The following is a 23,990-nucleotide window of genomic DNA, read 5'->3' as shown; positions in this document are numbered from 1 at the left end:
AGCGGCAGCACCTTGTGGCGGTGCCTTTCTTGAACAGTCGGCCGACGGCATCCGTACGAACATACGAAGCCCGGAGCGAGCCGTAGCCGTGGAATCGTGGAATTTGGTGACCGCGCTTCCCGTTAGCATGGACATCCGCACCGATCAAGGCCATTTGGGGAAGGTGTCATGACTGCCAACGTCGACGGAGTGCCCGCCAAATTCGCGACACTAGGGCTGACCTACGACGACGTGCTGCTGCTGCCGGGCGCGTCCGACGTGCTGCCGAACGCGGTCGACACCTCGTCCCGTATCTCGCGCAACGTCCGGGTCAACATCCCGCTGCTCTCCGCGGCGATGGACAAGGTGACCGAGTCCCGCATGGCGATCGCGATGGCCCGCCAGGGCGGCGTCGGCGTGCTGCACCGCAACCTGTCCGTCGAGGACCAGGTCAACCAGGTCGACCTCGTGAAGCGCTCCGAGTCCGGCATGGTCACCGACCCGATCACCGTGCACCCGGACGCCACGCTCGCCGAGGCCGACGCCCTGTGCGCCAAGTTCCGCATCAGCGGCGTCCCGGTGACCGACGGCAACAAGAAGCTGCTGGGCATCGTCACCAACCGCGACATGGCCTTCGAGACCGACCGCTCCCGTCAGGTGCGCGAGGTCATGACCCCGATGCCCCTGGTCACCGGCAAGGTCGGCATCACCGGCGCCGACGCCATGCAGCTGCTGCGCCGCCACAAGATCGAGAAGCTTCCCCTGGTCGACGAGGCGGGCATCCTCAAGGGCCTCATCACGGTCAAGGACTTCGTCAAGGCCGAGCAGTACCCGAACGCCGCCAAGGACGCCGAGAGCCGCCTCATCGTCGGTGCCGCCGTGGGCGCCAGCCCCGAGGCGCTTGAGCGCGCCCAGGCCCTCGCCGAGGCCGGTGTGGACTTCCTGGTCGTCGACACCTCGCACGGCCACAACAGCAACGCCCTCAACTGGATGGCGAAGATCAAGTCGAGCGTGAACGTCGACGTGATCGGCGGCAACGTCGCCACCCGCGACGGCGCCCAGGCCCTGATCGACGCCGGTGTCGACGGCATCAAGGTCGGCGTCGGCCCCGGCTCGATCTGTACGACGCGCGTCGTCGCCGGCATCGGCGTCCCGCAGGTCACCGCCATCTACGAAGCCTCCCTCGCCGCCCGCGCGGCCGGCGTCCCGCTGATCGGCGACGGCGGCCTCCAGTACTCCGGCGACATCGGCAAGGCGCTCGCCGCCGGCGCCGACGCGGTGATGCTCGGCAGCCTGCTCGCGGGCTGCGAGGAGTCGCCGGGCGAGCTGCAGTTCATCAACGGCAAGCAGTTCAAGTCGTACCGCGGCATGGGCTCGCTCGGCGCGATGCAGTCCCGCGGCCAGGGCCGGTCGTACTCGAAGGACCGCTACTTCCAGGCCGAGGTCGCCTCCGACGACAAGCTCGTGCCCGAGGGCATCGAGGGCCAGGTGCCCTACCGCGGCCCGTTGGCCAACGTGCTGCACCAGCTCGTCGGCGGTCTGCGCCAGACCATGGGCTATGTGGGCGCGGCCACCATCGAGGAGATGGAGACCAAGGGCCGCTTCGTCCGGATCACGTCCGCGGGCCTCAAGGAGAGCCACCCGCACGACATCCAGATGACGGTCGAGGCACCGAACTACAGCCGCAGCAAGTAGTCGGCAGGCTTCCTCAAGGGCGGCTCCGGACACACCGGGGCCGCCCTTGTCGTACCCGTCGGCGATACTGGAAGACGCTGAAACGCAGAGGAAAGGCCACAGACGTGACTGAGATCGAGATCGGGCGCGGCAAGCGCGGCCGCCGGGCGTACGCCTTCGACGACATCGCCGTCGTCCCCAGCCGCCGTACGCGGGACCCGAAGGAGGTCTCGATCGCCTGGCAGATCGACGCCTACCGCTTCGAACTGCCCTTCCTGGCCGCCCCCATGGACTCGGTCGTCTCCCCGGCCACCGCGATCCGCATCGGCGAGCTCGGCGGCCTCGGCGTGCTGAACCTCGAAGGGCTCTGGACGCGGTACGAGGACCCGCAGCCGCTCCTCGGCGAGATCACCGGCCTCGACGTGGACGCCGCGACCCGCCGCCTCCAGGAGATCTACGCGGCTCCCATCAAGGAGGAGCTGATCGGGCAGCGCATCAAGGAGGTGCGCGACTCGGGCGTGGTCACCGCCGCCGCGCTCTCCCCGCAGCGCACGGCCCAGTTCTCCAAGGCCGTCGTCGACGCGGGCGTGGACATCTTCGTCATTCGCGGTACGACGGTCTCGGCGGAGCACGTGTCGGGTTCGCACGAGCCGCTGAACCTGAAGCAGTTCATCTACGAGCTGGACGTTCCGGTCATCGTCGGCGGCTGCGCCACGTACACGGCGGCCCTGCACCTGATGCGCACCGGCGCGGCCGGCGTCCTCGTCGGCTTCGGCGGCGGCGCGGCGCACACCACGCGCAACGTCCTGGGCATCCAGGTCCCGATGGCCACGGCGGTCGCCGACGTGGCCGCCGCCCGCCGCGACTACATGGACGAGTCCGGCGGCCGGTACGTGCACGTCATCGCCGACGGCGGTGTCGGCTGGTCCGGCGACCTCCCCAAGGCGATCGCCTGCGGCGCGGACGCGGTCATGATGGGCTCCCCGCTCGCCCGCGCCACGGACGGCCCCGGCAAGGGCCACCACTGGGGCATGGAAGCGGTCAACGAGGAACTCCCGCGCGGCAAGAAGGTCGACCTCGGCACCGTCGGCACGATCGAGGAGATCCTCACCGGCCCGTCGCACATCCCCGACGGCTCGATGAACATCTTCGGGGCGCTGCGGCGGGCGATGGCGACGACCGGGTACAGCGAGCTGAAGGAGTTCCAGCGGGTCGAGGTGACGGTGGCTGACTCGCAGCACAAGCGGTAGGTCTTACGACAACTTGAAGGGCCCGGACCTGGGTGGTCCGGGCCCTTTTGCGTGCCCAAGTGGGGCTGGTGGGGCGCGCGTTGATGTTGGGGGGCGCGCGGTTGCGTTCGGGGCGAAAGTTCGCTGGTGGGGCGTGTCGGGGCGGTAACGTCCGTGATCGGCGCCCCAGTTGTGTGGGGTGCCCCCTTCCACGGAAATCGTTCCGGACCCGGGCTCTCGGGGCCCGGCCCGAATTCCAGACGAACCGCCCACCGGGCTAATGGGCGGCCTCGTGGAAGGGGGCGCCCATGGGTCGCCACCGCAAGCCCACCCGCTGGGACCGGATCCGTCTTCGGATGGTGAAGCAACGGAGGAGGTGGATCTTGTGGATGTACGGCGGAAAGTGAGCGGCCACCCCCATCACAACTAGGGGTGGACACTCCGTTCACTTTTCAGGAGCCTGCCGCAGTAGCCGCTGCGGTGGGCTCCACCTTGTTGGTGGAAGGTCAGCGGCCACCCCTATAGCAACTAGGGGTGGACACTCCGTTCACTTTTCAAGAGCCTGCCGCAGTTCCCGCTACGGCCGGTTCCACCTGTTTCTCACGGTACCGGCGCCGCGAGTCGCACGCCACCAGTCCCCGACGCACACCCCGCCCCAAGCGCCCCCCTGCACAACCCGTGCGCCGGTGTCAGAGCGCGGCCTTCTTGGCCCCCGAGAACGCGGCGAACGCGGCGATGGCGAAGAAGACGAAGGTGAGCGGGTCGGAGTCGGCCTTCCAGGCGTCCTGGACCACGCCGAAGTGGTCGAAGAACACCTTGCCGAAGTTCACGCCGTACTCGTCCGCGATGAGCATCGCGTCGCCGACCAACTGGCCGAGGTAGACCGCGCCCAGGGCCAGCACGGCGCTGACCACGGGAAGCGCGGGGTTGCGCCCGCCGAGCCTGCCCGCCGCGAGGCCGATCACGAAGCCGACGCCGACTGCCGCCCAGCCGATCTCGTGCTTGGTGGTGCCGATGACGACGCCGTAGATGCCGGCGGCGATCAGGGCCGCGGCGACCGCGGTCACCAGGCCGAGCGCGATGTTGTTCTTCGGGGGAGCGGGCGGGGCGTACGCAGCCGGGGGCGGCGGCGGTACGGCGCCGGGCTGCTGGGCGTACGGGTTGCCGTCGACCGGCTGCGGCTGCGGCTGCGCGGGCGCCTGCGGCTGGGCCTGGGCCTGTGCCTCGGGCTGCGGCTGTGGCTGCTTTGATGGCGTGGCTGACTGGCTCATGACAGAAATCCCCCCACGGGACATGAAGACAAGAAAGGTGAAGCGGAGATGCGCGCGCACGGCTATGAGACACCTGTGCGACGAGTGTGGGGAGGTTAGCAGGTCGACGTGGCCCTGCGACCAGTCGTTTTCGTGCTCAGAGCCGGTGTGCCGCGCCGGTCGGTGTGGCCCCGCGCGTGTCCAGCAGCAACTGCGCCTTCACGGACAGGCCTTGGAGGTCGTACGTCCGGTGCTGCTGGAGCAGGATCGTCAGGTCGGCGTCGGCCGCCGCCTCGTAGAGGGAGTCCGCGCGGGGGACCGGGCGGTCCAGGACGCTCCAGGAGGGGATGTGGGGGTCGTGGTAGCTGACGGAGGCGCCGAGTTCCATCAGGCGGATCGCGATCTCCTGGGCGGGGGTGGCCTGTTGGTCGGCGAGATCGGCCTTGTAGGTGACGCCGAGGAGGAGGACGCGGGCCCCGCGCGCGGACTTGCCGTGCTCGTTGAGGAGCGTGGCCGCGCGCTGGATGACGTAACGCGGCATCTGGTTGTTGACCTGCTGGGCGAGTTCGACCATGCGGAGGGGGCGGGGGCCGTGGCCGGTCAGGTCCTGGGGGACGGCGTGGCCGCCGACGCCGGGGCCGGGGCGGAAGGCCTGGAAGCCGAACGGCTTGGTCTCCGCGCAGCGGATGACGTCCCACAGGTCGACGCCCAAGTCGTGGCACAGGACGGCCATTTCGTTGACGAGGGCGATGTTGACGTGCCGGAAATTGGTCTCCAGTAGCTGCACGGTCTCCGCTTCGCGCAGTCCACGCGCGCGTACCACCTTGTCGGTGAGACGGCCGTAGAAGGCGGCGGCCGACTCGGTGCAGGCGGGGGTCAGGCCGCCGATCACCTTGGGGGTGTTGGCCGGGGTGAAGTCGCGGTTGCCGGGGTCGACGCGGCTGGGGGAGTAGGCGAGGTGGAAGTCGCGGCCCGCGCGGAGGCCCGAGCCCTCTTCGAGGAGGGGGCGCAGGAAGTCCTCGGTGGTGCCGGGGTGCACCGGTGACTCCAGGATCACCGTGGTGTGCGGGCGCAGGTGCGCTGCGAGTGCTCGGGCGGCCGTCTCCACCTGGCTGAGGTCGAGGCCGCCGTCGGTGTCCCGGGGGGTGGGCGCGCAGATCACGGCGGTGCGTACGCGGCCGAGCTCGGCGGGGTTGGTGGCCGGCCGGAAGCCTCCCGAGAGCATCCGGCGCAGTTCGGCGGGGCTGAGGGAGCCGACCTCAGGGCCGGTCTTGAAGCCGACCGTGGCGATACCGGCGGCGACAGCGGCCTGGGCCAGGGGCAGGCCGAGAGGACCGAGTCCGATGACGGCGAGATCTGCGGGCATGGCGTGGGCCGTCCTTCCCAGTAACCGAAGCGGGACAGGTGCGCAAGCCCTGTGGACAGAACGAGCGAGCGCAATGTCAGACTAGGAGTAAATATGACCGTTATGCGGGATTGGATGGCTGTGTTTCTCGGCGGTCCTGTGATTGTTGTCCACAGGCTGGGGGCGAGTGGTGGCTGAAGTCGGGCAACCCGGTCAGAATTTGGGCAGGAGGGAAACGAACCGGGCTTCGCCGAACGGGTGCGGCCGGCGCTACCGATAGCGGGAGGCAGCGGTGAGGACAGCGACACTGGGTCCGGCGCAGCGAGCCGAGGCACTGGCGGGAATGGCCGAGCGGGAACTGGATGTGCTCGTCGTGGGCGGAGGTGTGGTCGGCGCGGGCACCGCCCTGGACGCCGTGACCCGCGGTCTGTCCACGGGACTGGTCGAGGCGCGCGACTGGGCCTCGGGCACGTCCAGCAGGTCGAGCAAGCTCATCCACGGAGGTCTGCGCTATCTGGAGATGCTCGACTTCGCCCTCGTCCGCGAGGCCCTGAAGGAACGCGGACTGCTCCTGGAGCGGCTCGCCCCGCACCTGGTGAAGCCGGTGCCGTTCCTGTACCCCCTCCAGCACAAGGGCTGGGAGCGCCTCTACGCCGGCTCGGGCGTCGCGCTCTACGACGCGATGTCCATGGCCCGCGCGCACGGCCGGGGTCTGCCCACGCACCGCCACCTGAGCCGCCGTCACGCCCTGCGCGTGGCACCCGCGTTGAAGAAGGACGCCCTGGTGGGGGCCCTTCAGTACTACGACGCCCAGATGGACGACGCCCGCTATGTGGCCACCCTGGTGCGCACGGCGTCGTCGTACGGCGCGAAGGTCGCCAACCGCGCGCGGGTGACCGGGTTCCTGCGTGAGGGCGAGCGGGTGGTCGGCGCCAAGGTGGAGGACGTCGAGGCGGGCGGCGAGTACGAGATCCGCGCCAAGCAGATCGTGAACGCCACGGGCGTGTGGACCGACGACACCCAGGCGATGGTCGGCGAGCGCGGACAGTTCCACGTCCGGGCGTCCAAGGGCATCCATCTGGTCGTGCCCAAGGACCGCATCAACTCCACCAGCGGACTGATCCTGCGCACCGAGAAGTCCGTGCTGTTCGTCATCCCCTGGGGCCGGCACTGGATCGTCGGCACCACCGACACCGACTGGGACCTCGACAAGGCCCACCCGGCCGCGTCCAGCGCCGACATCGACTACCTCCTCGAGCATGTGAACTCGGTCCTCGCGGTGCCGCTGACCAGAGACGACGTGCAGGGCGTGTACGCGGGACTGCGCCCGCTGCTGGCCGGCGAGTCCGACGCCACCAGCAAGCTGTCGCGCGAGCACACCGTCGCGCATCCGGTGCCGGGGCTCGTCGTCGTGGCGGGCGGCAAGTACACGACGTACCGGGTGATGGCCAAGGACGCCGTCGACGAGGCGGTGCACGGGCTCGACATGCGGGTCGCCGAGTGCGTCACCGAGGACGTGCCGCTGCTCGGGGCGGAGGGGTACCGGGCGCTGTGGAACGCGCGGGCGCGGATCGCCTCGAAGACCGGCATCCATGTGGTGCGCGTGGAGCACCTGCTGAACCGTTTCGGTTCGATGGCGGAGGAGATCCTCGACCTCATCGCCAAGGACCCCGCGCTCGGCGAACCCCTCCAGTTCGCCGACGACTATCTGCGCGCCGAGGTCGTCTACGCCGCCTCGCACGAGGGCGCACGGCACCTGGACGACGTCCTCACCCGCCGCACCCGCATCTCCATCGAGACCTTCGACCGGGGTACGCGCAGCGCCCGTGAGGCCGCGGAGTTGATGGCACCGGTGCTCGGCTGGGACAAGGACCAGATCGAGCGCGAGGTCGAGCACTACGAGAAGCGGGTGGAGGCCGAGCGCGAATCGCAACGCCAGCCCGACGACCTGACGGCGGACGCGGCGCGGTTGGGGGCGCCGGACATCGTGCCGACGGAGGGCGACTGAGGGTGCCGGACATAGCGCCGACGGAGGGCGACCGAGGGCGCTGATGGCGACCGAGGGCCTGAGGACAACCGAGAGCCCTGTGTGCCCTGAGGGCGGCTGGGACTCTGCCGGGTGCGTACCGCCGTGTCGCTCGACGTCGGCGTCGGCTTCACTCGAACGAGTGTCGTGAGCTGGGATCTTTGTCCGGAACCCGGCCGTTCTACGAGGTGCGGGGGCAGAACTCGGCGGCGAGCAGGGCCGGTTCGAGGCCGGAGTCTGCGATCTCGCTCGTGTTCACACGGAAGGTGAGGACATGCCGGCCGTCGACGGTGGCTGCGGTGCGCACGTAGCTGCCCGAGATCCGGCCGTTGTGTCCCCACACCGTGATGCCGCACGGCAGCTTCACCGGAAACAGGCCCATGCCGTACGAGCCGTGTGCGGTACGGGTGTTGAGCATCTCGCGCAGCCGGCGCGAGGGCAGTAGTTCGCCGCCGAGCAGGGCCGAGTAGAAGCGGTCCAGATCGGCGAGCGTGGTCACCAGCTCGCCCGCGGCGCCGGCCACCCGCGGGTCGAGATCGGTGACGTCGGAGCCGTCGGTGGCGTACGCGCGACCGTGCGGTGTCGGAAGAGTGGTGCGGGAGCCCGGGAAGGAGGTGCCCGTCAGACCCAGCGGAGCGATGACGCGGCGCTCGGCCTCGGTGGCGTACGAGTTGCCGGTGACCTGACGGATCACCAGGCCGAGCAGCACGTAGTTGGTGTTCGAGTAGGCGAAGCGGCCGCGATCGGCCGGAGGGTGGGTGAGGGCCATACGGACGGCCTCGGTCGGGGAGACGGGGATCGTGCCGCCGGTGAGCGCGGTGAAGTCGTACAGGCCGCTGGTGTGGGTGAGCAGGGAGCGGAGGGTCAGCGCGCGCCCGTCGTTGCCCGCTCCCTGTACCAGACCCGGCAGGTGCTGCTCCACCGTGTCGGACAGGGACAGCCGGTGTTCGGCGGCGAGTTGGAGGATCACCGTCGCGATGAAGGTCTTCGTGATGCTGCCGGCGCGGAAGTGGTCGGCGCGGGTGATGCCGGTTCCGGCGTGTGCGTAGACCGTCCCGTCCTGTGCGTAGACGGTCCCGGTCGGCGCGTGGGTCGTTCCGGCCCGCGTGTGGTCCGTGCCGGTCCGGCTGTCGCGGCGGCCCGTGCTGTCCTGGGCCAGTAGTGCCGCCGCGGGGGCTCCGCCTCGGGTGACCAGGAGCGTGACCAGGGCGTTCGTGGTCGTCGCGGGGTGGGCGCGGGAGGGGGCCGGGGACAGGCAGAGGAGGGCCAGGGACACCGGAATGGCCAGCAGTGTCCGAGGTGTGGGCATCGTGATCCTCCGTTCTCGGGGCTCATCGTGCAGCACTTGGCTGTGTGACCTGCGGCGGATATCCGACGCGAGGTGCCTTCGGTGCGCGGGGAAAGGCCCCCTGGGCGTTGGGCACTTGTTCGGTGGGGGACAATGGAGGCTCTGTCAGGGCGGGTTGCATGAGGGGACGCATGTCGGAGGCGGAGCGGGCGGGGACATCCCGTCAAGACACTCGTCAGGACAAGAACGAGCGTCTTCTCGCCGGGCGGTACCGGTTGGGAGAAGTGCTCGGCCGCGGAGGCATGGGCACGGTGTGGCGTGCCGAGGACGAAACCCTGGGCCGGACGGTCGCCGTCAAGGAGCTGCGGTTCCCGTCCAGCATCGACGAGGACGAGAAACGCCGGCTGATCACACGGACGTTGCGCGAGGCCAAGGCCATCGCGCGGATCCGCAACACCAGCGCGGTGACGGTCTTCGACGTGGTCGACGAGGACGACCGGCCGTGGATCGTCATGGAGTTGGTCGAGGGCAAGTCGCTCGCCGAGGCCATCCGGGAGGACGGTCTGCTCGAACCGCGGCGCGCGGCGGAGGTCGGGCTCGCGATACTCGACGTGCTGCGGTCCGCGCACCGGCAGGGCATCCTGCACCGCGACGTGAAGCCGTCGAACGTGCTGATCGCCGAGGACGGCCGGGTCGTGCTCACCGACTTCGGTATCGCGCAGGTCGAGGGCGACCCGTCGATCACCTCCACCGGCATGCTCGTCGGCGCGCCCTCCTACATCTCCCCGGAGCGGGCCCGCGGGCACAAGCCGGGTCCGGCGGCCGACCTGTGGTCGCTCGGCGGGTTGCTGTACGCGGCGGTCGAGGGCGCACCGCCGTACGACAAGGGTTCCGCGATCGCCACGCTCACCGCGGTGATGACCGAGCCGTTGGAGGAGCCGAAGAACGCCGGGCCGTTGAAGGACGTCATCTACGGCCTGCTGAACAAGGACCCCGCCCAGCGACTCGACGACGCGGGTGCGCGGGCGATGCTCAACGCGGTGATCCACGCGCCGGAGCCGAAGGCGGCCGAGCCGGAGCCGGTGCCGGCGGTGGACGCCACGAGGGTGGTGCCGTTGCCCGCGCAGCCGGGGCCGGGGGCGGCCGGGTCCGGTGGCAAGAAGAGCGGTGGCGGTTCGGCGGGGGCCGAGCGGTTGCGTGGGGCGTTGCGGTCCATGCGGAAGGCCGCGGGGGGTTCGGCGGGGGCCGGGGCGGTGACTTCGGCGGCTGCGGCTTCGGGGTCGAGTGTGGCTGCGGGTTCGGCTCCGGCTACGAGTCCGGCCCCGGCTGGGAGTCCTGGTTCGGCCACGGGTTCGGGTTCTGGTGGGGCTTCAACTCCCGTTGCCGGTAAGCCGGGTGGCTCGAGTGCCGGTGCCGGTGCGGCTGGTGCCGGGACTGGTTCGGGCGGTGCGGTCGGTACGGGTGCTTCGGGCAAGAGCGGCTCGGGTGCCTCGAAGGCCGATGGCTCCAGTGGTGCGAAGAGCGCGGCGGCCGGCGGTGCTGGTGCTGCGCCTGCTGGATCAGGGTCCGCTGGATCCGGGTCTGTTCCTGCTGGGCCTCGGACGCCCGGGGTGCCTTCGGCTCGGGCGGGGGGTGCTTCCGGTGCGGTGACCCGTTCCGGGACGTCGACCGGCTCGGGAGCCGAGGGCGGCAAGGGCGCGGTGGCCGGTGCGGGTGCCGCGGCCGGTTCTGCGGCGAAGGCCGGTGCGGCCGACTCGGGTACGCGTGAGGCTACGCGTGACCTGGGTGCGCAGGCGTCGGACGTGCAGTCGTCGGGGCTTCGGGAGCCGGGGCTGCGGGACTCGGGCAGCCGGGACAGCGGTACGCACGAGGTGGGTGCGCGGGCGGCCGACTCCGGTTCAGGTGGGCGCAGTTCGGGGTGGCCCGTGATGACGCCGCCGGATCTGCCGCCGCGGTCGGTGCCGAGGGCGCCGCTCACCGATGTGGTGCCGAAGCGGACGCTGGTGATCATCGCGGTCGTCGTCCTGCTCGCGGTGATCGGTGTGGTGCTGGCGTTCACGCTCGGTGGCGGGGACGACAGCGGCTCGAAGGGGTCGAAGAAGAACGACGGCGGCAAGACGGTCGCCAGCGCGAGTGCGAGCGCGAGCACCGGAACCGACACCAAGAAGGACGACGACGACACGGCGAGCACGGGCGGTGGGCAGGCCGACTCCTCGACGACGGCGTCCGCTTCGAGCGGCACCTCGTCCTCCACCGGTACGAACGCGTCCGGTGGGAGCGGTACGGAGACGGACGGCTCCTCGGACGGCGCCGCGGTCGTGAAGACGTACAAGGGGAGCCAGGGGTTCTCCATAGGTCTGCCCGCCGGGTGGTCGTACCAGTCGACGGACTCCGCCGGAGTCCGGTTGGTCGGCCCCGACGGGCAGAAGCTGCTGATCGCCTGGACCAGTACGCCGAAGAGCAATCCGGTGGCGGACTGGAAGAACCAGGAGCAGTACATGACGCGCTCCGGGTACACGCGGATCCGAATAGCGGGGGTGGACTACCGGGGCTGGAACGCGGCCGACTGGGAGTTCACCTATGTTGACGGCGGGACGAAGTACCGCACGATCGACCGCGGGTTCGTCGTCAACAGTCATCTCGGATATGCGCTCATGTACACCGCGAAAGCGGACAGTTGGGACAGTGAGCTCCGTAAGGACACTTGGACGACGCTCACAAAGACGTTCGAACCGAAGTCGTGAGGCGGGTGGGTTCGGGTTTGGCGCGCCAGATCCGTCAACCCCTCTTTGTGGGTTGCCTCCGGCACGTATCGTGAGTGGTTGCGGACCGTACGCATCCAGGTATGCAGGCGGAACGGGGCGCAAGGCGAACGGAATTGACCAACCGGGCGGCCGGGGGAGGCAACGTGGACGACTATGCGGGTCGGGTGCTCGCCGACCGCTACCGCCTGCCGCTGCCACCCTCCGACGAGTACGAACTCACCGAGTCCCGGGCCTTCGACACCTACAGCGGGCAGGAAGTCCTGGTACGCCAGGTGCCGTTGCCGGAGGTCGTCGAGGCGGAGGTGCTCGGCGAGGACGGGCTGCCCGACGGGTTCACAGCGCGTGATCGCGGGGCGCGGCGGCCGGCCGCGGCGCGGACCGCGACGCGGCGGCCCACCGATCCGGCGGTACGGCGCGCGGTCGAGGCCGCGCAGGCCGCGGCGCGGATCCCCGATCATCCCCGGCTGGACCAGGTCTTCGACGTGTTCGCCGAGGGCGGTTCGCTGTGGATAGTGAGCGAACTGGTGTCCGCCCAGCCGTTGTCCGCGCTGCTCGTCGAGAAGCCGTTGTCGCCGTACCGGGCGGCCGAGGTCGCGTCCGACGTGCTGATGGCGCTGCGGGTGCTGCACGCGCACGGCTGGGTGCACCGCAACATCACCGCGCGCACGGTGCTCGTCTGCGACGACGGCCGCGTGATGCTGACCGGCCTCGCCGTCGGCGCGGCGGAGGAGGCACTGTGCGGTTACGACCCGGTGCCGGTCCAGGACGGCGAGGACGGGGCGGGTGCGCCGGGGCAGCAAAGCGGCGGAACCCAGGGGCAGTTCGGCGGCCGAGCGGGGACGGGACCTGGCGGCGGCGGGGCGGTGGTACCCGCGGGGCCCGGCGCTCAGGGCGGCTCCAGGCACCCCGGGGGTTCGACGGCTGCGGCAGGCTTCATGGCTCGGGGTGGTTCCAGGGCTCCGGCGGGGCCGGTGGCTCCGGGCGGTTCTCGCTCTCCCGCGGGTCCCGCGACAGCGGCCGGCTCCACAACTCCCGGCGGCTCTACGGTTCCTGCGGTCCCCGGTGACTCCCGCGGAGGCGGCGCCGGCGGTGGCGGGGCGATCGGCTTCGGGGGCGCGCGTGGCGGAACCGGCGCGGGTGCGGCCGCCGCTGCCGTAGGCCCCGGTGGGGTGGACCCCGAGGCCGCCCGGCGGGCGGCGATCGAGGCGCGGGCCGCCGGAGGGCTGCCCGGAGTCGGTGTGGAGGGCGGTGGCGGGAGCGGGGCCTCCGCCGCGTTGGCCCGCAGGGAGGCGGAGGCCGGCGGTGATGTCCGGGCCGCGAGGGCCGGGGCGATCGCCGCGTACCGCGCGGGTGCGCGGGCCGCTGCCCGTGTGCAGGAGACCCAGCCGGGGCGCCCGGCGCTGCCCGGTGCCCGACCTGCGGTCGAGGGCGACCACGGCGCCGGACAGGCCAACGGTTCGGCCCAACTGCCGTACGCCGGCGGCAACGGCGTGGAACACACGGCCGGCACCACGCCCCCCGGCCAGATAGCCGACCCCTACGGCGTCCGCAACACCGCCTGGCACGGCGCCGCACCACGCCCCGCCACCGGCGGCCCGGCCCCGACGACACAGGGCGCCCGACCGTTCCCTCCGCCGGAGGGCACCAACACGGGTGCACAGCCTCCGGGTGGAACGGGCACGTTCCCCGGCGCGGACACCTCGACCTACGGCGGGAACGCCCCGGCCTACGGCGGAGGTGCTCGTCCGCAGGGCGCGGAGGCCTCGCCTTACGGCGGAGACGCCGGTCCGCGCGGCGAGGGCACATCGGCCTACGGCGGGGACGCCCCGGCCTACGGCGGAGGTGCTCGTCCGCAGGGCGCGGAGGCCTCGCCTTACGGCGGAGACGCCGGTCCGCGCGGCGAGGGCACCTCGGCCTACGGTGGAGACACCGCGGCCTACGGCGGAGATCCCCGCCCACACGGTGCGGAGGCCTCGCCTTACGGCGGAGTTCCCCGCCCGCACGGCTCAGAGGCCTCGTCCTACAGCGGAGACACCAACCCGCGCGGTGAGGACCCCCATCTCCACGGCGGAGCCCCCCGCCCCTACGGCGACGACCCCTCGGCCTACGGCGCGCTCACGGCCGCCGACCAGCCCGGCGCGGGCCCCGTCGGCACCCCGCGCTTCCCTGGCGACACTTCCGTCGGCAACCCCCGTTTCCCCGGCGACGGTTCCTCCGCCAACCCCCGCTTTCCCGCCGACGCTTCAACCGGCGGTCCTCGCTACTCCGCCGAAGCTTCCCTCGGCAACCCCCAACTTCCCGGCACCACTTCCGCCGCCAACCCCACCCACCTGCCAGCCGCCGCCGGCAACTCCCCCCAGGCCCGAGCCCGTTGGGACGACCTCGCCCCCGCCGGTGCCCCCGCTCGGCGCGGCCCCGCCACCGCGCTGGCCGCCGAGCGGGCGCGGCAGGTGCGGATGACGGTCGTGGGGCCCGTCACCGAGCGGTGGGCGCCCGAGCAGGCTGTGCCGGTGCATGAGAACTGGCAGTTGGCCGCGCCGATCGGGCCGGCCACCGACCTGTGGGCGCTCGGGGCGCTGCTCTTCCGGGCCGTGCAGGGGCATGCGCCGTATCCCGAGGAGGCGACCGCCGAGCTCGTGCAGCTCGTGTGTGCGGAGCCGCCCGCGTTCGCGGAGGAGTGCGGGCCGCTGCGGCCGGTCGTCGAGTCGCTGTTGCGGCAGGACCCGACCGAGCGGCTCGACTTCGAGGAACTGCGGGGCTGGCTGCGGTCGTTGGTGCGTTCCGCGCCCGAGCCCGAGGCCGGTACGTATGTCGTCGCCACCCCGCCGACCGACCCGCGCCGACTGCCGATCGTGCGCAGGCGGGGCGAGTTGGTGCGCAGGCGCCGGGCCGGGCTGCCCGCGACCAGTCACCACGGCCGGCACAAGCGGGCCAAGCAGGAGGTCGAGGGGTCGCCCCGGCGGCTGGGCCGGACCCTGCTCATCCTCATCTTCCTGCTGCTGGCCGGTGCCGTCGCCTACGCCATGCTCTTCCTGCCCAAGTCCGGTGAGGACACCGGCGCCGGACAAGGCGACAGGACGGGGGCCGCGGGGGACGTCAGTCCCGCGCCCAGCCAGTCCTCGGCCGCGGCGAGCAGCCAGCCGCAACCCGACCAGACCTCGCCCGCGGCCGACAACAGCCCCTCCACATCGGCCGGTTCGACCCCGACAGGGACCGGCTCGAACGTCGCCGACGGCTTCGTGCTGCGCAAGGACTCCGCCGGGTTCCAGATCGCCGTGGCCAAGGGCTGGACCCGCACGCCGAAGAACGGGAGCGGCCAAGTCGTCTACTCCCACGGCGACTTCGAGCTGATCGTCGTACCGGGGCGGGACAGCGCGACGAAGTACGGCAGCGACCCGATGGTCTACCAGCGGGACACGGAGCGCGAGTTGCAGCCGTACCGCGACTCCAGCTGGGCCACGGCGACCGGGCTGCGGACCATCACGGTGGGCGGAAAGACCATGGCCGAGGGGCAGTTCACCTGGACGGACAGCCAGGGCGGCGACCTGTTCGTGCGCAACATGGCGTTCCTCATCGACGGCCGGTACCACATCGTGCAGATACGCGGCCCGGAGGCCCAACGGGACGAGGTGACACGGCTGTACGAGCAGGCGTCGTCGACCTACCAGTACACCGGGTGACCCGCGGAGGCGGCTCGCCGTAGCCCCTTGGTTCCCGTTCGGGCGCAGAAGCGACAACCGTCACAGTGCGGTCTCCATGGCACCCCGCTGGTTCCCTGCCGGAGGGCCGGTCCTTACGCTGAGCCTGTCAAGAGCATTGCGGGGAAACGTGAATCAGATGCAGGGCCTGCTCCTCGCGGGGCGCTATCGGCTGGCCGAATCGATCGGCAGCGGCGGCATGGGCCGGGTGTGGCGTGCCCACGACGAGGTGCTCCACCGGGCCGTCGCCATCAAGGAGTTGACGGCCGCGCTCTATGTGTCCGAGAGCGACCAGCCGAGACTTCTGGCGCGCACCCGCGCCGAGGCGCGCGCCGCCGCCCGGATCAACCACTCCGCCGTTGTCACCGTCCACGACGTACTCGAACACGACGGCCGCCCCTGGATCGTCATGGAGCTGGTCGAGGGCAACTCGCTGGCCGACGAGGTCAAGGAGAAGGTCCGGATCGAGCCGGCCGAGGCCGCGCGCATCGGCGTGTGGGTGGTGCGCGCGCTGCGCGCCGCGCACACCGCCGGCGTCCTGCACCGTGACGTCAAGCCGGGCAACGTGCTGCTCGGGCAGGACGGCCGGGTGCTCCTCACCGACTTCGGGATCGCGCAGATCGAGGGCGACAGCACCATCACACGGACCGGCGAGGTCGTAGGCTCGGTCGACTACCTCGCCCCCGAGCGCGTCCGCGGCGCCGACCCCGGGCCGTCCTCCGACCTGTGGGCGCTGGGCGCCACGCTCTACACGGCCGTCGAGGGCCGCTCGCCGTTCCGCCGCACCTCGCCGCTCTCCACCATGCAGGCCGTCGTCGAGGAGGAGGCCGGCGAACTGCGGTACGCCGGCCCGCTCGCGCCCGTCATCGCCGCGCTGCTGAACAAAGATCCCGCGCTACGGCCCGACGCGGACCAGACCGAGCAGATGCTCGCGGAGGCCGCCGAGGGACGGCGCCCGCGGTCGGCGGAGCAGTGGGTGCCGACGCAGCACGCGGGCTCGCGGGCGGAGAGCCTCACCCAGGACACACCCGGAACGGGCGCGACGCCGTACGGGCCGATGGGCTCGGGTGCGACGCCGTATCCGTCGATGGCCTCCCCGTCGGTGGCCCTGGGCGCGACGCCCCATCCGTCGGCGACCGGCTCGGCCACCCACCACACGCCTCTCGTCGGCGGTACGGCGATCGCGCCCGGCGCGCCCGGCTCGCTCGCCCCGCCCAAGCGCCGCCGGTTCCGTTCGGTCGTCCTGGTGGTCGTCCTCGCCGCGCTCGTCGGCGGCGGTACGGCGCTGGGGTTGCAGAAGTGGCACCAGGACCGGGAGGCGAGCGCGAGCCCCGGCGCCACCATCTCGCACAGTCCCTCGGCCGACGCCTCGACCCCGGCCCCGGCACAGGGCTCACTTCCCGCCAACTGGGAGGTCCACCACGACCCTTGGGGCTTCGACATCTCGCTCCCCAAGGGCTGGTCGCGGAAGGTCTACGGCGACAGCGGCGGCATCAAGCAGGTCGACTACACGCCCGACAACGGGAAGCACTTCGTCCGCATCGCCATCGACGCCACACCGGACTTCCCCACCGCGTACGACCACCAGCTGGACCTGGAGGTGCAGCTCCAACGCCTGGTCGACTACAACCGGGTGACCCTGGAGGCGAACACCTACCGCGACCGTTCGGGCTCCCTGTGGGACTACACCTGGACCGCGCAGGCGAAGGACACCCCCTACCCGGGGCCGCGGCGCGCCATCGAGGAGACGTACATGTCCCGTGACGGGATCGAGTACGCGATCTACATGTCCTCGCCGGCCGCCGACTGGGCGACGACGAGCACGCAGTTCAAGTCGGTCCTGCAGAGCTGGAGTCCGGACTCGGCCTGACGGCTTCCGGTTACGTCATGATGGTGCGCATGGGGACCGAGGGGGACAACGTCCGGGTGATCGCCGGGCGTTACCGGCTGGAGCAGCGGCTCGGGCGCGGTGGCATGGGCATCGTGTGGCGGGCGACCGACCAACTCCTGGGTCGGCAGGTCGCCGTCAAGGAGGTCGCCCAGGACGACACCCTCTCCGAGGAGGAGGCCCGCCGGCAGCGCGACCGTACGCTGCGCGAGGCACGGGCGGTCGCGCAGTTGCGGCACCCGCACATCATCGTCGTGCACGACGTCGTCGAGCAGGACGAACGGCCTTACATCGTCATGGAGTTGATCGGTGGCGGTTCGCTCGCCGACCGGATCGCCGGGCGGGGTCCGGTCGATGCCGCCGAGGCCGCGCGGATCGGGATCGCCCTGCTGGGCGCGCTGCGTACGGCGCACGCGGCGGGCGTCCTGCACCGGGACATCAAACCGGCGAACGTCCTGCTGGAGACGGCCGACGACCGGACCGACCCCGGCCGGGCCGATTCCGACCGGGTCGTCCTGACGGACTTCGGTATCGCACAGGTCGCGGGCGCCACGACGCTCAGCGAGAGCGGTGTGTTCGTCGGCTCGCCCGAGTACACCGCGCCGGAGCGGATGTCGGGCGCGCGGACCGGCCCCGCGTCCGATCTGTGGTCCCTCGGCGCGCTGCTGTGCACGGTGCTGAGCGGTGAATCACCGTTCCGGCGCGACTCGTTGGGCGGCATCCTGCACGCGGTCGTCGTCGACGAGATCCGCCCGCCCGAACAGGTCCGGCCACTGCTGCCCGTCGTACGGGGACTGCTCGAACGGGATCCGGAACGGCGGCTGGAGGCGGCGGAGGCGGAGCGGATGCTGCGGGCCTTCCTGGACACCGGGCGCACGCCGAGCGCCGCCCAGGACGGCCGTACGGCGCACCCGGCGCCCGGCTACACACCGACCCAACGAGACGTACCGAAAAGGCAGTTGACCACCCCGGCACCACCACCGGCCCCCGCGCCCTCCGCGACGGCGGAACAGCAGTCGCCGCCCCGGCGGTCCACGCGCGGGGTGCTCGTGGCCGCGTTGCTGGTCGCGGCGATGGCGGGGGCCGGAGTGTCGGCGGCCGCGCTCCTGATGCGCGGGGACGGGGACAAAGGCGCTGCCGCGCCGGTGAGTTCGGCGCCGTCGACGTCCACGAGCGCGGGTACGCCGTCACCCACGCCCACACCCACACCCACGCCTTCGGAAACCGCCAACACCCCTTCCGCGCCCTCCGGTTACCGCGTCGCCCACGACCCCGACGGCTTCGCCCTCGCCGTACCGGAGGACTTCGTGCGGGTGCCGCAGGGCGAGCGCATCTTCTACATGTCGCCGGGGGAGACCTTCCGCCTCGGCATCAAGATGACCGATCCCGAGACGGGCGGTCCGCTCGCGGTGATGAAGAGCGCGGCGGCCAAGGGGGCGGACACGAACCCCGGTTACCACGACGGCAAGGTCACCGACACCACGCACTACGGACACCCCGCCGCGCTCTGGGAGTTCAGCTGGAACGGCTTCAGCACGGCGGAGGGACCCCGGCACACGTACGACATCTGCTGGGAGCAGGACGGCCGGATGTACGACGTGTGGGTGTCGGCGCCGGTCGGGAAGGTGCGGGAGGCGAAGGAGTACTTCGACGTCGCGCTGGACACGTTCGTACCGTCATAAAGGGGAGATAGGTGACCGTTCGAGTCACGGGTGTGTGACCGGAAAGCATTCCCTGTGGATACCGGAGCGGTCGCCGCGATATGGATGGACGTATGAGCAGCGACGGGGGAGCCCGACACGGAGCCGACGAGCCGACGAGTTTCGCTCTGCAACCACCGGCTCCGCAGGCATCAGCTCCGCAGGCTGCGGCCCCGCAGAGTACGGCGCCGCAGCCGCCGAACCCGCGGATGGCCGTGCCGGTGCAGGTGCCGCATCCGGACAATCCGTACGCGACGCCCGCCCCCGCCACGGACTCCGTCCCGACGCCGGACCCCGGCACGGGGCGGCTCATAGCCGGTCGGTACCGGCTGCTCGGCAAGCTCGGGCACGGCGGGATGGGCACGGTGTGGCGCGCGAAGGACGAGACGGTGGACCGCGAGGTCGCCGTGAAGGAACCACGCGTCCCGGACCATCTTCCCGAACGCGAACGGTCCAACGCCTTCGAGCGGATGCGCCGCGAGGCCCGCGCGGCGGCCCGGCTCGACCACCCGGCCGTCGTGAACGTGCACGACGTGGCCGTCGTCGACGGTCAGCCGTGGATCGTGATGGAACTGGTGACCGGTCGCTCGCTGGGCGACGCGTTGCAGGAGGGCACGCTCGACGCACGCGACGCGGCCCGCATCGGCCTTCAGGTGCTCGGCGCGCTGGAGGCCGCGCACGCGGCGGGCGTCCTGCACCGTGACGTCAAGCCGGACAACGTCCTGCTGGGCCGCTACGACCGGGTCGTCCTGACCGACTTCGGCATCGCCCAGATCGAGGGCGAGACCAATCTGACGGACACCGGCGGTTTCGTCGGCTCGCCCGAATACATCGCCCCGGAACGGGTGTTGGGCCAGCGGCCCGGCCCCGCCTCCGACCTCTGGTCCCTCGGCGTGGTCCTCTACGCGGCCACGGAGGGCGTCTCGCCGTTCCGCCGCAGCAACACCCCCGCCACCCTCCAGTCGGTCCTCAACGCCGCGCCCGCGGCGCCGACTTCCGCCCCGGGCCCGCTCGCCGACCTCATCACCGGCCTGCTGGCCAAGGATCCGTCGAGCCGCCCGAACGCGGCCCAGGTCCGTGCCGTACTCGCATCGGTGGCGAACCCGCCCGCGCCGGCGTCGACGCAGGAGGTGCGGAACGTCCAAGGACCCGGCGGAAGACGCCGGTTGGGCCGCAAGTCGTGGTTCGGGCTCGGTGCCGTGGTCGTCGCGGCGGCGGTGGCGGCCGCGTACGTGGTGATCGGCAACCCGTTCGCGGGGCCGCTGCCGCACGGTTGGAAGAAGCACCACGAGTCCGACGTGGCCGTGACGCTCGCCGTCCCGGCCGCGTACAAGCGGACCACCCCCGACCGTACGTCGGACAAGAGCCACTGGGTCACGTACACCGACCCGAGCGGCAGCATCTGGGTCTTCGTGAGCCTCGACAAGAAGTCCGAGGACACCAACGGCTACATCAAGGACTCGGCGGCGGCCGAAATGTACTCGGACAACGGCGACTTCAAGACCAACGGCAGCGTCGACCTCGACATGGGCAAGGCCGCGAAGACCGTCCCGAAGCCGACCGGCACGTACCAGGGCAGGCCGTCGGCCGAGAACACGGTCACATACGACTCCAACGACACCCAGAACCCCCTCCCTCGCGAGCTGCGGATCCTCTACTACAAGACCTCCGCCGGGGACATGTACCGGCTCACCGTCAGCTACCCGGGCAAGGGCGACTTCACGGCCCGTGGCCGCGAGGTGGCGAAGGCGGCGATCGCGAACCTGGACATCGACACGCTGTGAGCGACGGTACGGACGCCGAGCTCGCGATCACGAGCGTGCGCGCGCTCAGCGACCGGGGTCTGCCCTGCGACGTGGTCGACGTGTACGCCGCCCGCCGCCGCTACTCCCCTGTGGAACTGGAGGAGTTGGGCCTGCGCGACGGCGAAGGCGACTTCGACCTCCTCGGGCTGCGGGAGCGGCTGGAGAGCGTGGTCTGGGTGAGCGACGAGGAGTTCGCGGCGCATGGGCTCGACGCGGACGAGATCACGGAACTGCGGCGGTGGGCCCTGGAGTGGGAGTCCGACCTGGGGCTGCGGCTCGCGGAGGAGTACGACGACCCCGATCCCGACCTCCATCCCGACGGCGACTAGCTTCGGGCGTTCTCCGAACTCGCTCCCGATACCGAGTACTTCTTCGGTGCTACTCCGAACCCCCGCCCGACACGCGGTACTTCCCCGGCGTCACCCCGAACTCCCGGCTGAACGCGTGCGACAGCGCGTACGGGCTGCCGTACCCCGCCTCCCGGGCCACCGCCGCCAGCGGGGCGTCCGTGTCCCGCAGCCGGGTCGCCGCCAACGTCAGCCGCCACCACGTCAGATACGCCATCGGCGCCCGCCCCACCAGCGCGGTGAACCGGCGGGCCAGCGTCGCCCGGGACACGCCCGCCGCCGCGGCCAGCCGGTCGTTGGTCCAGGGCGCGGCCGGGTCGGAGTGCAGGGCCCGTAGCGCGGCCGTGGTCACCGGGTCGGTCAGTACGGTGGGCCAACTGCCGGTCTCCGCCTCGGACATCCACGCCCGCACCATGTAGATCAGCAGCAGGTCGAGGAGGCTCGGCAGCGCCAGGCAGGCCCCGGGCCGCCGTTCGTCCAACTCGTTCGCCAACAGGTCCACGGCCGACCGGAGTCCGGGGTGCCGGCCGACCCGGTTCGGCAGATGGACCACCTCCGGCAGCTCCGCCATCAGCGGATGCGTCCGGCTCCGGTCCAGCCGGTACTTCCCGCACAGCAACTCGACCGAGTGCCCGCCCCCGGCCGGCCGGCGCATCTCCTCGAACGGCACCGCCCGCGCGGTGTCGCCGGGCGAGTCCGCCAGCACGTGTCCCGTTCCGTGCGGCAGCAGGACGACGTCCCCCGCGCCCAGCGTCACCGCCTCGCCGCCGCCGTCCGGCAGTAGCCAGCAACTGCCCGCCAGCACGACATGGAACCCGGCACCCTCGTACGGCGCGAGCCGCGTGCACCAACTGCCGTTCACCAGCAGCCGGTTGGAGGAGGGCTGCCCGGTCCGTACGGCGGAGATCGCGTCGCTCACCACGTCCATGAGCTCATGGTATGCCAGGCAAGCACGAGTGAGCCGTATGCGTATCCGAGCGAGCTTTTCACGCATTGAGACACTCACCGTCGGCTTCCTAAGCTCACTTCCATGACCGAGGACAACACACAGACCTTCCTGATCGGCGATGTAGAAGTCGTCCGCGTCGTCGAGTGGCACCGGCCCTTCGCCCCAGCCCGCACCCTCGTCCCGGACCTGCCCCCCGAGGTGTGGCAGGACCACCGCGCGCTGCTCGCGCCCGACCACTGGGACCCCGAGAGCGACCGCGCGGTCGTGGCGCTCCAGACCTGGGTGCTGCGCAGCGCCGGGCGGACCGTGCTCGTGGACACCGGGGTCGGCAACGGGCGGGAGCGGCCCGGCAATCCGCTGTTCCACATGAGCCAGGGCGACCTCCCGGGGCGGCTGGCACGGGCCGGCGTACGGCCCGAGGACGTCGACGTCGTCGTCAACACACACATCCACGGCGACCACGTCGGTTGGAACACCCATGACGTGGACGGGAGTTGGGAGCCGATGTTCCCCCGTGCCCGCTATCTCCTCCCCGCCGCCGACGACTTCCACTTCGGGCCCGACAACGACTACGGCGGCGCGGTACGGCCCGACGACCGCCTGACCTACGAGGACAGCGTCGCGCCCGTGCACCGGGCCGGGTTGGCCACCCTGTGGGACGGCACGTACCGCGTCGACGAGCATCTGACCTTGGAGTCCGCGCCCGGGCACACCCCCGGTTCGTCCGTCCTGCGGGTCTCCTCCGGCGGCGAACGGGCCGTGTTCGTCGGGGACTTGCTGCACAGCCCGGTCCAGATCCCGCACCCCGAGTGCAGCAGCTGCTTCTGCCTCGATCCCAGGCAGGCCGTGGACAGTCGGCGGCGCGTGCTCGAACGGGCGGCGGACGAAGGGGAGTTGGTGATTCCGGCGCACTTCGGCGGCACGGGTGTCGCGCGGGTGCGGCGGGCCGGCGACACGCTGGTGCTCGGGACGTAGGAGCGCGTCGACAAGGCCGTACCCGGCACGGTACTGATGGGACATGAGCGAAGTCGGCGAACAGGTGCGCGACGGACGGCTGGTCGGCGGTCGCTACCGGCTGCTCGAACGGATCGGCTCCGGCGGCATGGGCACCGTGTGGCGGGCGTTCGACGAACTCGTGGACCGTGAAGTCGCCGTCAAGCAACCGCGGTTGCCCGGTGACCCGGAGGACGAGGAGTTCCAGCGGGCCGCCCACCGGCTCTACCGCGAGGCCCGCGCCGCCGCCCGGGTCGACCATCCCTCCGCCGTGGCCATCCATGATGTCGTCATCGAGGACGAACAACTCCCGTGGATCGTCATGGAGTTGGTCCGCGGCGAGTCCCTGCACGAACTGCTCGGGCGCGGGCCTCTCGCCCCCGCCGACGCCGCCCGCATCGGCCTCGCCGTCCTCGGCGCCCTGCGCGCCGCCCACGCCGTGGGGATCGTGCACCGCGATGTGAAACCCGCCAACGTCCTGCTCGGCCCGCACGACCGCGTCGTCCTCACCGACTTCGGCATCGCACACATCCAGGGCGAGGAATCCCTCACCGCCAGCGGGGAGTTCGTGGGCTCGCTGGAATTCATCGCCCCCGAGCGCATGTCGGGCACGGGCGCCGGCCCGGCCTCCGACCTGTGGTCCCTGGGCGTCCTGCTGTACGCGGCCGTCGAAGGGGCATCTCCCTTCCGTCGTACGACCGTTGAGTCCACCCTCGGCGCGATCCTCGCCGGCGATCCACCCGAGCCGACCCGGGCAGGGCCCCTCGGGCCGCTGATCCTGCGGTTGTTGGCGCGCGAGCCGGAGGCGCGGCCGGGGGCGGAGGAGGTGGGTGCGGTGCTGGAGGCGGTGGCGGCGGGGAAGGGCATACCGGAGCCGCCGATCATCGTCCAGGACGCGGAGCCTGAGGAATCCTCGGCTGCTGCTGCTGCTGCTGCCGCCGCCGCCGACGACCCCGAGCCGCCGCCCGAGTCCCGCCGCCCCCGCCGCCGTTCGCTTCTCATCGCCCTCGGGGTGTTCCTCCTGGCGGGCCTCGTCCTCGGCACCGTCGTGGAG

Annotated in this window: 15 protein-coding genes; 11 read left to right on the top strand and 4 right to left on the bottom strand. The window is 71.5% G+C overall.

Annotated features, from left to right (window positions below; all coding sequences use genetic code 11):
- Positions 1-168 precede the first annotated feature (168 nt).
- Both guaB and JHN63_RS33280 read left to right on the top strand, forming a co-directional pair.
- A complete protein-coding gene (guaB, locus tag JHN63_RS33285) occupies positions 169-1,674 on the top strand; it encodes an IMP dehydrogenase (RefSeq protein ID WP_200687734.1) in 1,506 nt (501 codons plus the stop codon).
- 104 nt (positions 1,675-1,778) lie between these two features.
- On the top strand, positions 1,779-2,903 hold the full coding sequence (locus JHN63_RS33280) for a GuaB3 family IMP dehydrogenase-related protein (RefSeq protein WP_200687732.1): 1,125 nt from the start codon (positions 1,779-1,781) through the stop codon (positions 2,901-2,903).
- 668 nt (positions 2,904-3,571) lie between these two features.
- On the opposite strand, the gene JHN63_RS33275 is transcribed toward JHN63_RS33280, so the two are convergent.
- On the bottom strand, positions 3,572-4,153 hold the full coding sequence (locus tag JHN63_RS33275) for a hypothetical protein (RefSeq protein WP_200687730.1): 582 nt from the start codon (positions 4,151-4,153) through the stop codon (positions 3,572-3,574).
- Positions 4,154-4,289: 136 nt separating this feature from the next.
- On the bottom strand, positions 4,290-5,498 hold the full coding sequence (locus JHN63_RS33270) for a nucleotide sugar dehydrogenase (RefSeq protein ID WP_200687728.1): 1,209 nt from the start codon (positions 5,496-5,498) through the stop codon (positions 4,290-4,292).
- 271 nt (positions 5,499-5,769) lie between these two features.
- On the opposite strand from JHN63_RS33270, the gene JHN63_RS33265 reads away from it, so the two are divergent.
- The gene (locus JHN63_RS33265; protein ID WP_200687720.1) at positions 5,770-7,485 is read left to right on the top strand and encodes a glycerol-3-phosphate dehydrogenase/oxidase; all 1,716 of its coding nucleotides are present in this window, start codon (positions 5,770-5,772) and stop codon (positions 7,483-7,485) included.
- 199 nt (positions 7,486-7,684) lie between these two features.
- On the opposite strand, the gene JHN63_RS33260 is transcribed toward JHN63_RS33265, so the two are convergent.
- Positions 7,685-8,812, bottom strand: a complete 1,128-nt coding sequence (locus tag JHN63_RS33260; RefSeq protein WP_200687718.1) for a serine hydrolase — start codon at positions 8,810-8,812, stop codon at positions 7,685-7,687.
- Positions 8,813-8,982: 170 nt separating this feature from the next.
- Here JHN63_RS33260 and JHN63_RS33255 point away from each other — a divergent pair, with 170 nt between their 5' ends.
- From JHN63_RS33255 to JHN63_RS33230, 6 genes are all read left to right on the top strand, one after another.
- Complete coding sequence (locus JHN63_RS33255) at positions 8,983-11,535, top strand: serine/threonine-protein kinase (protein ID WP_200687748.1); 2,553 nt, start codon at positions 8,983-8,985, stop codon at positions 11,533-11,535.
- A gap of 164 nt (positions 11,536-11,699) precedes the next feature.
- Positions 11,700-15,236 carry a protein kinase gene (locus tag JHN63_RS33250; RefSeq protein ID WP_200687716.1) on the top strand — a complete coding sequence of 1,179 codons (3,537 nt, stop codon included), beginning with the start codon at positions 11,700-11,702 and terminating at the stop codon, positions 15,234-15,236.
- Positions 15,237-15,393: 157 nt separating this feature from the next.
- Positions 15,394-17,124: a serine/threonine-protein kinase gene (locus JHN63_RS33245; RefSeq protein ID WP_200687746.1), complete on the top strand. Its 1,731-nt coding sequence runs from the start codon at positions 15,394-15,396 to the stop codon at positions 17,122-17,124.
- A gap of 29 nt (positions 17,125-17,153) precedes the next feature.
- Positions 17,154-18,824: a serine/threonine-protein kinase gene (locus JHN63_RS33240; RefSeq protein WP_200687714.1), complete on the top strand. Its 1,671-nt coding sequence runs from the start codon at positions 17,154-17,156 to the stop codon at positions 18,822-18,824.
- 92 nt (positions 18,825-18,916) lie between these two features.
- Entirely contained in the window at positions 18,917-20,626 is a 1,710-nt protein-coding gene (locus JHN63_RS33235) for a serine/threonine-protein kinase (RefSeq protein ID WP_200687712.1), read from the top strand.
- Positions 20,623-20,976 carry a hypothetical protein gene (locus JHN63_RS33230; RefSeq protein ID WP_200687710.1) on the top strand — a complete coding sequence of 118 codons (354 nt, stop codon included), beginning with the start codon at positions 20,623-20,625 and terminating at the stop codon, positions 20,974-20,976. Before JHN63_RS33235 ends, JHN63_RS33230 begins: the two co-directional genes overlap by 4 nt.
- A 49-nt stretch (positions 20,977-21,025) precedes the next feature.
- Here the strand turns inward: JHN63_RS33230 and JHN63_RS33225 are convergent, their stop codons facing one another.
- Positions 21,026-21,922, bottom strand: coding sequence for an AraC family transcriptional regulator (locus tag JHN63_RS33225; protein WP_200687708.1), 897 nt, complete (start codon positions 21,920-21,922; stop codon positions 21,026-21,028).
- 102 nt (positions 21,923-22,024) lie between these two features.
- Here JHN63_RS33225 and JHN63_RS33220 point away from each other — a divergent pair, with 102 nt between their 5' ends.
- Positions 22,025-22,918, top strand: coding sequence for an MBL fold metallo-hydrolase (locus JHN63_RS33220; RefSeq protein WP_200687706.1), 894 nt, complete (start codon positions 22,025-22,027; stop codon positions 22,916-22,918).
- Between the two features lie 43 nt (positions 22,919-22,961).
- Positions 22,962-23,990 (top strand): serine/threonine-protein kinase (locus tag JHN63_RS33215; protein ID WP_234478080.1); only part of this gene is annotated, 1,029 nt, incomplete at its 3' end.

Origin of the sequence: Streptomyces sp. MBT65 (assembly GCF_016612545.1) — a bacterium.
In the GTDB taxonomy this organism is placed as follows: domain Bacteria; phylum Actinomycetota; class Actinomycetes; order Streptomycetales; family Streptomycetaceae; genus Streptomyces.
The sequence above is the reverse complement of the archived record's forward strand: the minus strand, read 5'-3'. Positions and strand labels throughout refer to the sequence as shown.

Bases quoted from the DNA above. Each gene is read 5' to 3' on its own strand.
- guaB (WP_200687734.1), top strand. From the start codon at position 169: ATGACTGCCAACGTCGACGGAGTGCCCGCCAAATTCGCGACACTAGGG.
- JHN63_RS33275 (WP_200687730.1), bottom strand. From the start codon at position 4,153: ATGAGCCAGTCAGCCACGCCATCAAAGCAGCCACAGCCGCAGCCCGAG.
- JHN63_RS33270 (WP_200687728.1), bottom strand. From the start codon at position 5,498: ATGCCCGCAGATCTCGCCGTCATCGGACTCGGTCCTCTCGGCCTGCCC.
- JHN63_RS33260 (WP_200687718.1), bottom strand. From the start codon at position 8,812: ATGCCCACACCTCGGACACTGCTGGCCATTCCGGTGTCCCTGGCCCTC.
- JHN63_RS33255 (WP_200687748.1), top strand. From the start codon at position 8,983: ATGTCGGAGGCGGAGCGGGCGGGGACATCCCGTCAAGACACTCGTCAG.
- JHN63_RS33245 (WP_200687746.1), top strand. From the start codon at position 15,394: ATGCAGGGCCTGCTCCTCGCGGGGCGCTATCGGCTGGCCGAATCGATC.
- JHN63_RS33240 (WP_200687714.1), top strand. From the start codon at position 17,154: ATGGGGACCGAGGGGGACAACGTCCGGGTGATCGCCGGGCGTTACCGG.
- JHN63_RS33235 (WP_200687712.1), top strand. From the start codon at position 18,917: ATGAGCAGCGACGGGGGAGCCCGACACGGAGCCGACGAGCCGACGAGT.
- JHN63_RS33225 (WP_200687708.1), bottom strand. From the start codon at position 21,922: ATGGACGTGGTGAGCGACGCGATCTCCGCCGTACGGACCGGGCAGCCC.
- JHN63_RS33220 (WP_200687706.1), top strand. From the start codon at position 22,025: ATGACCGAGGACAACACACAGACCTTCCTGATCGGCGATGTAGAAGTC.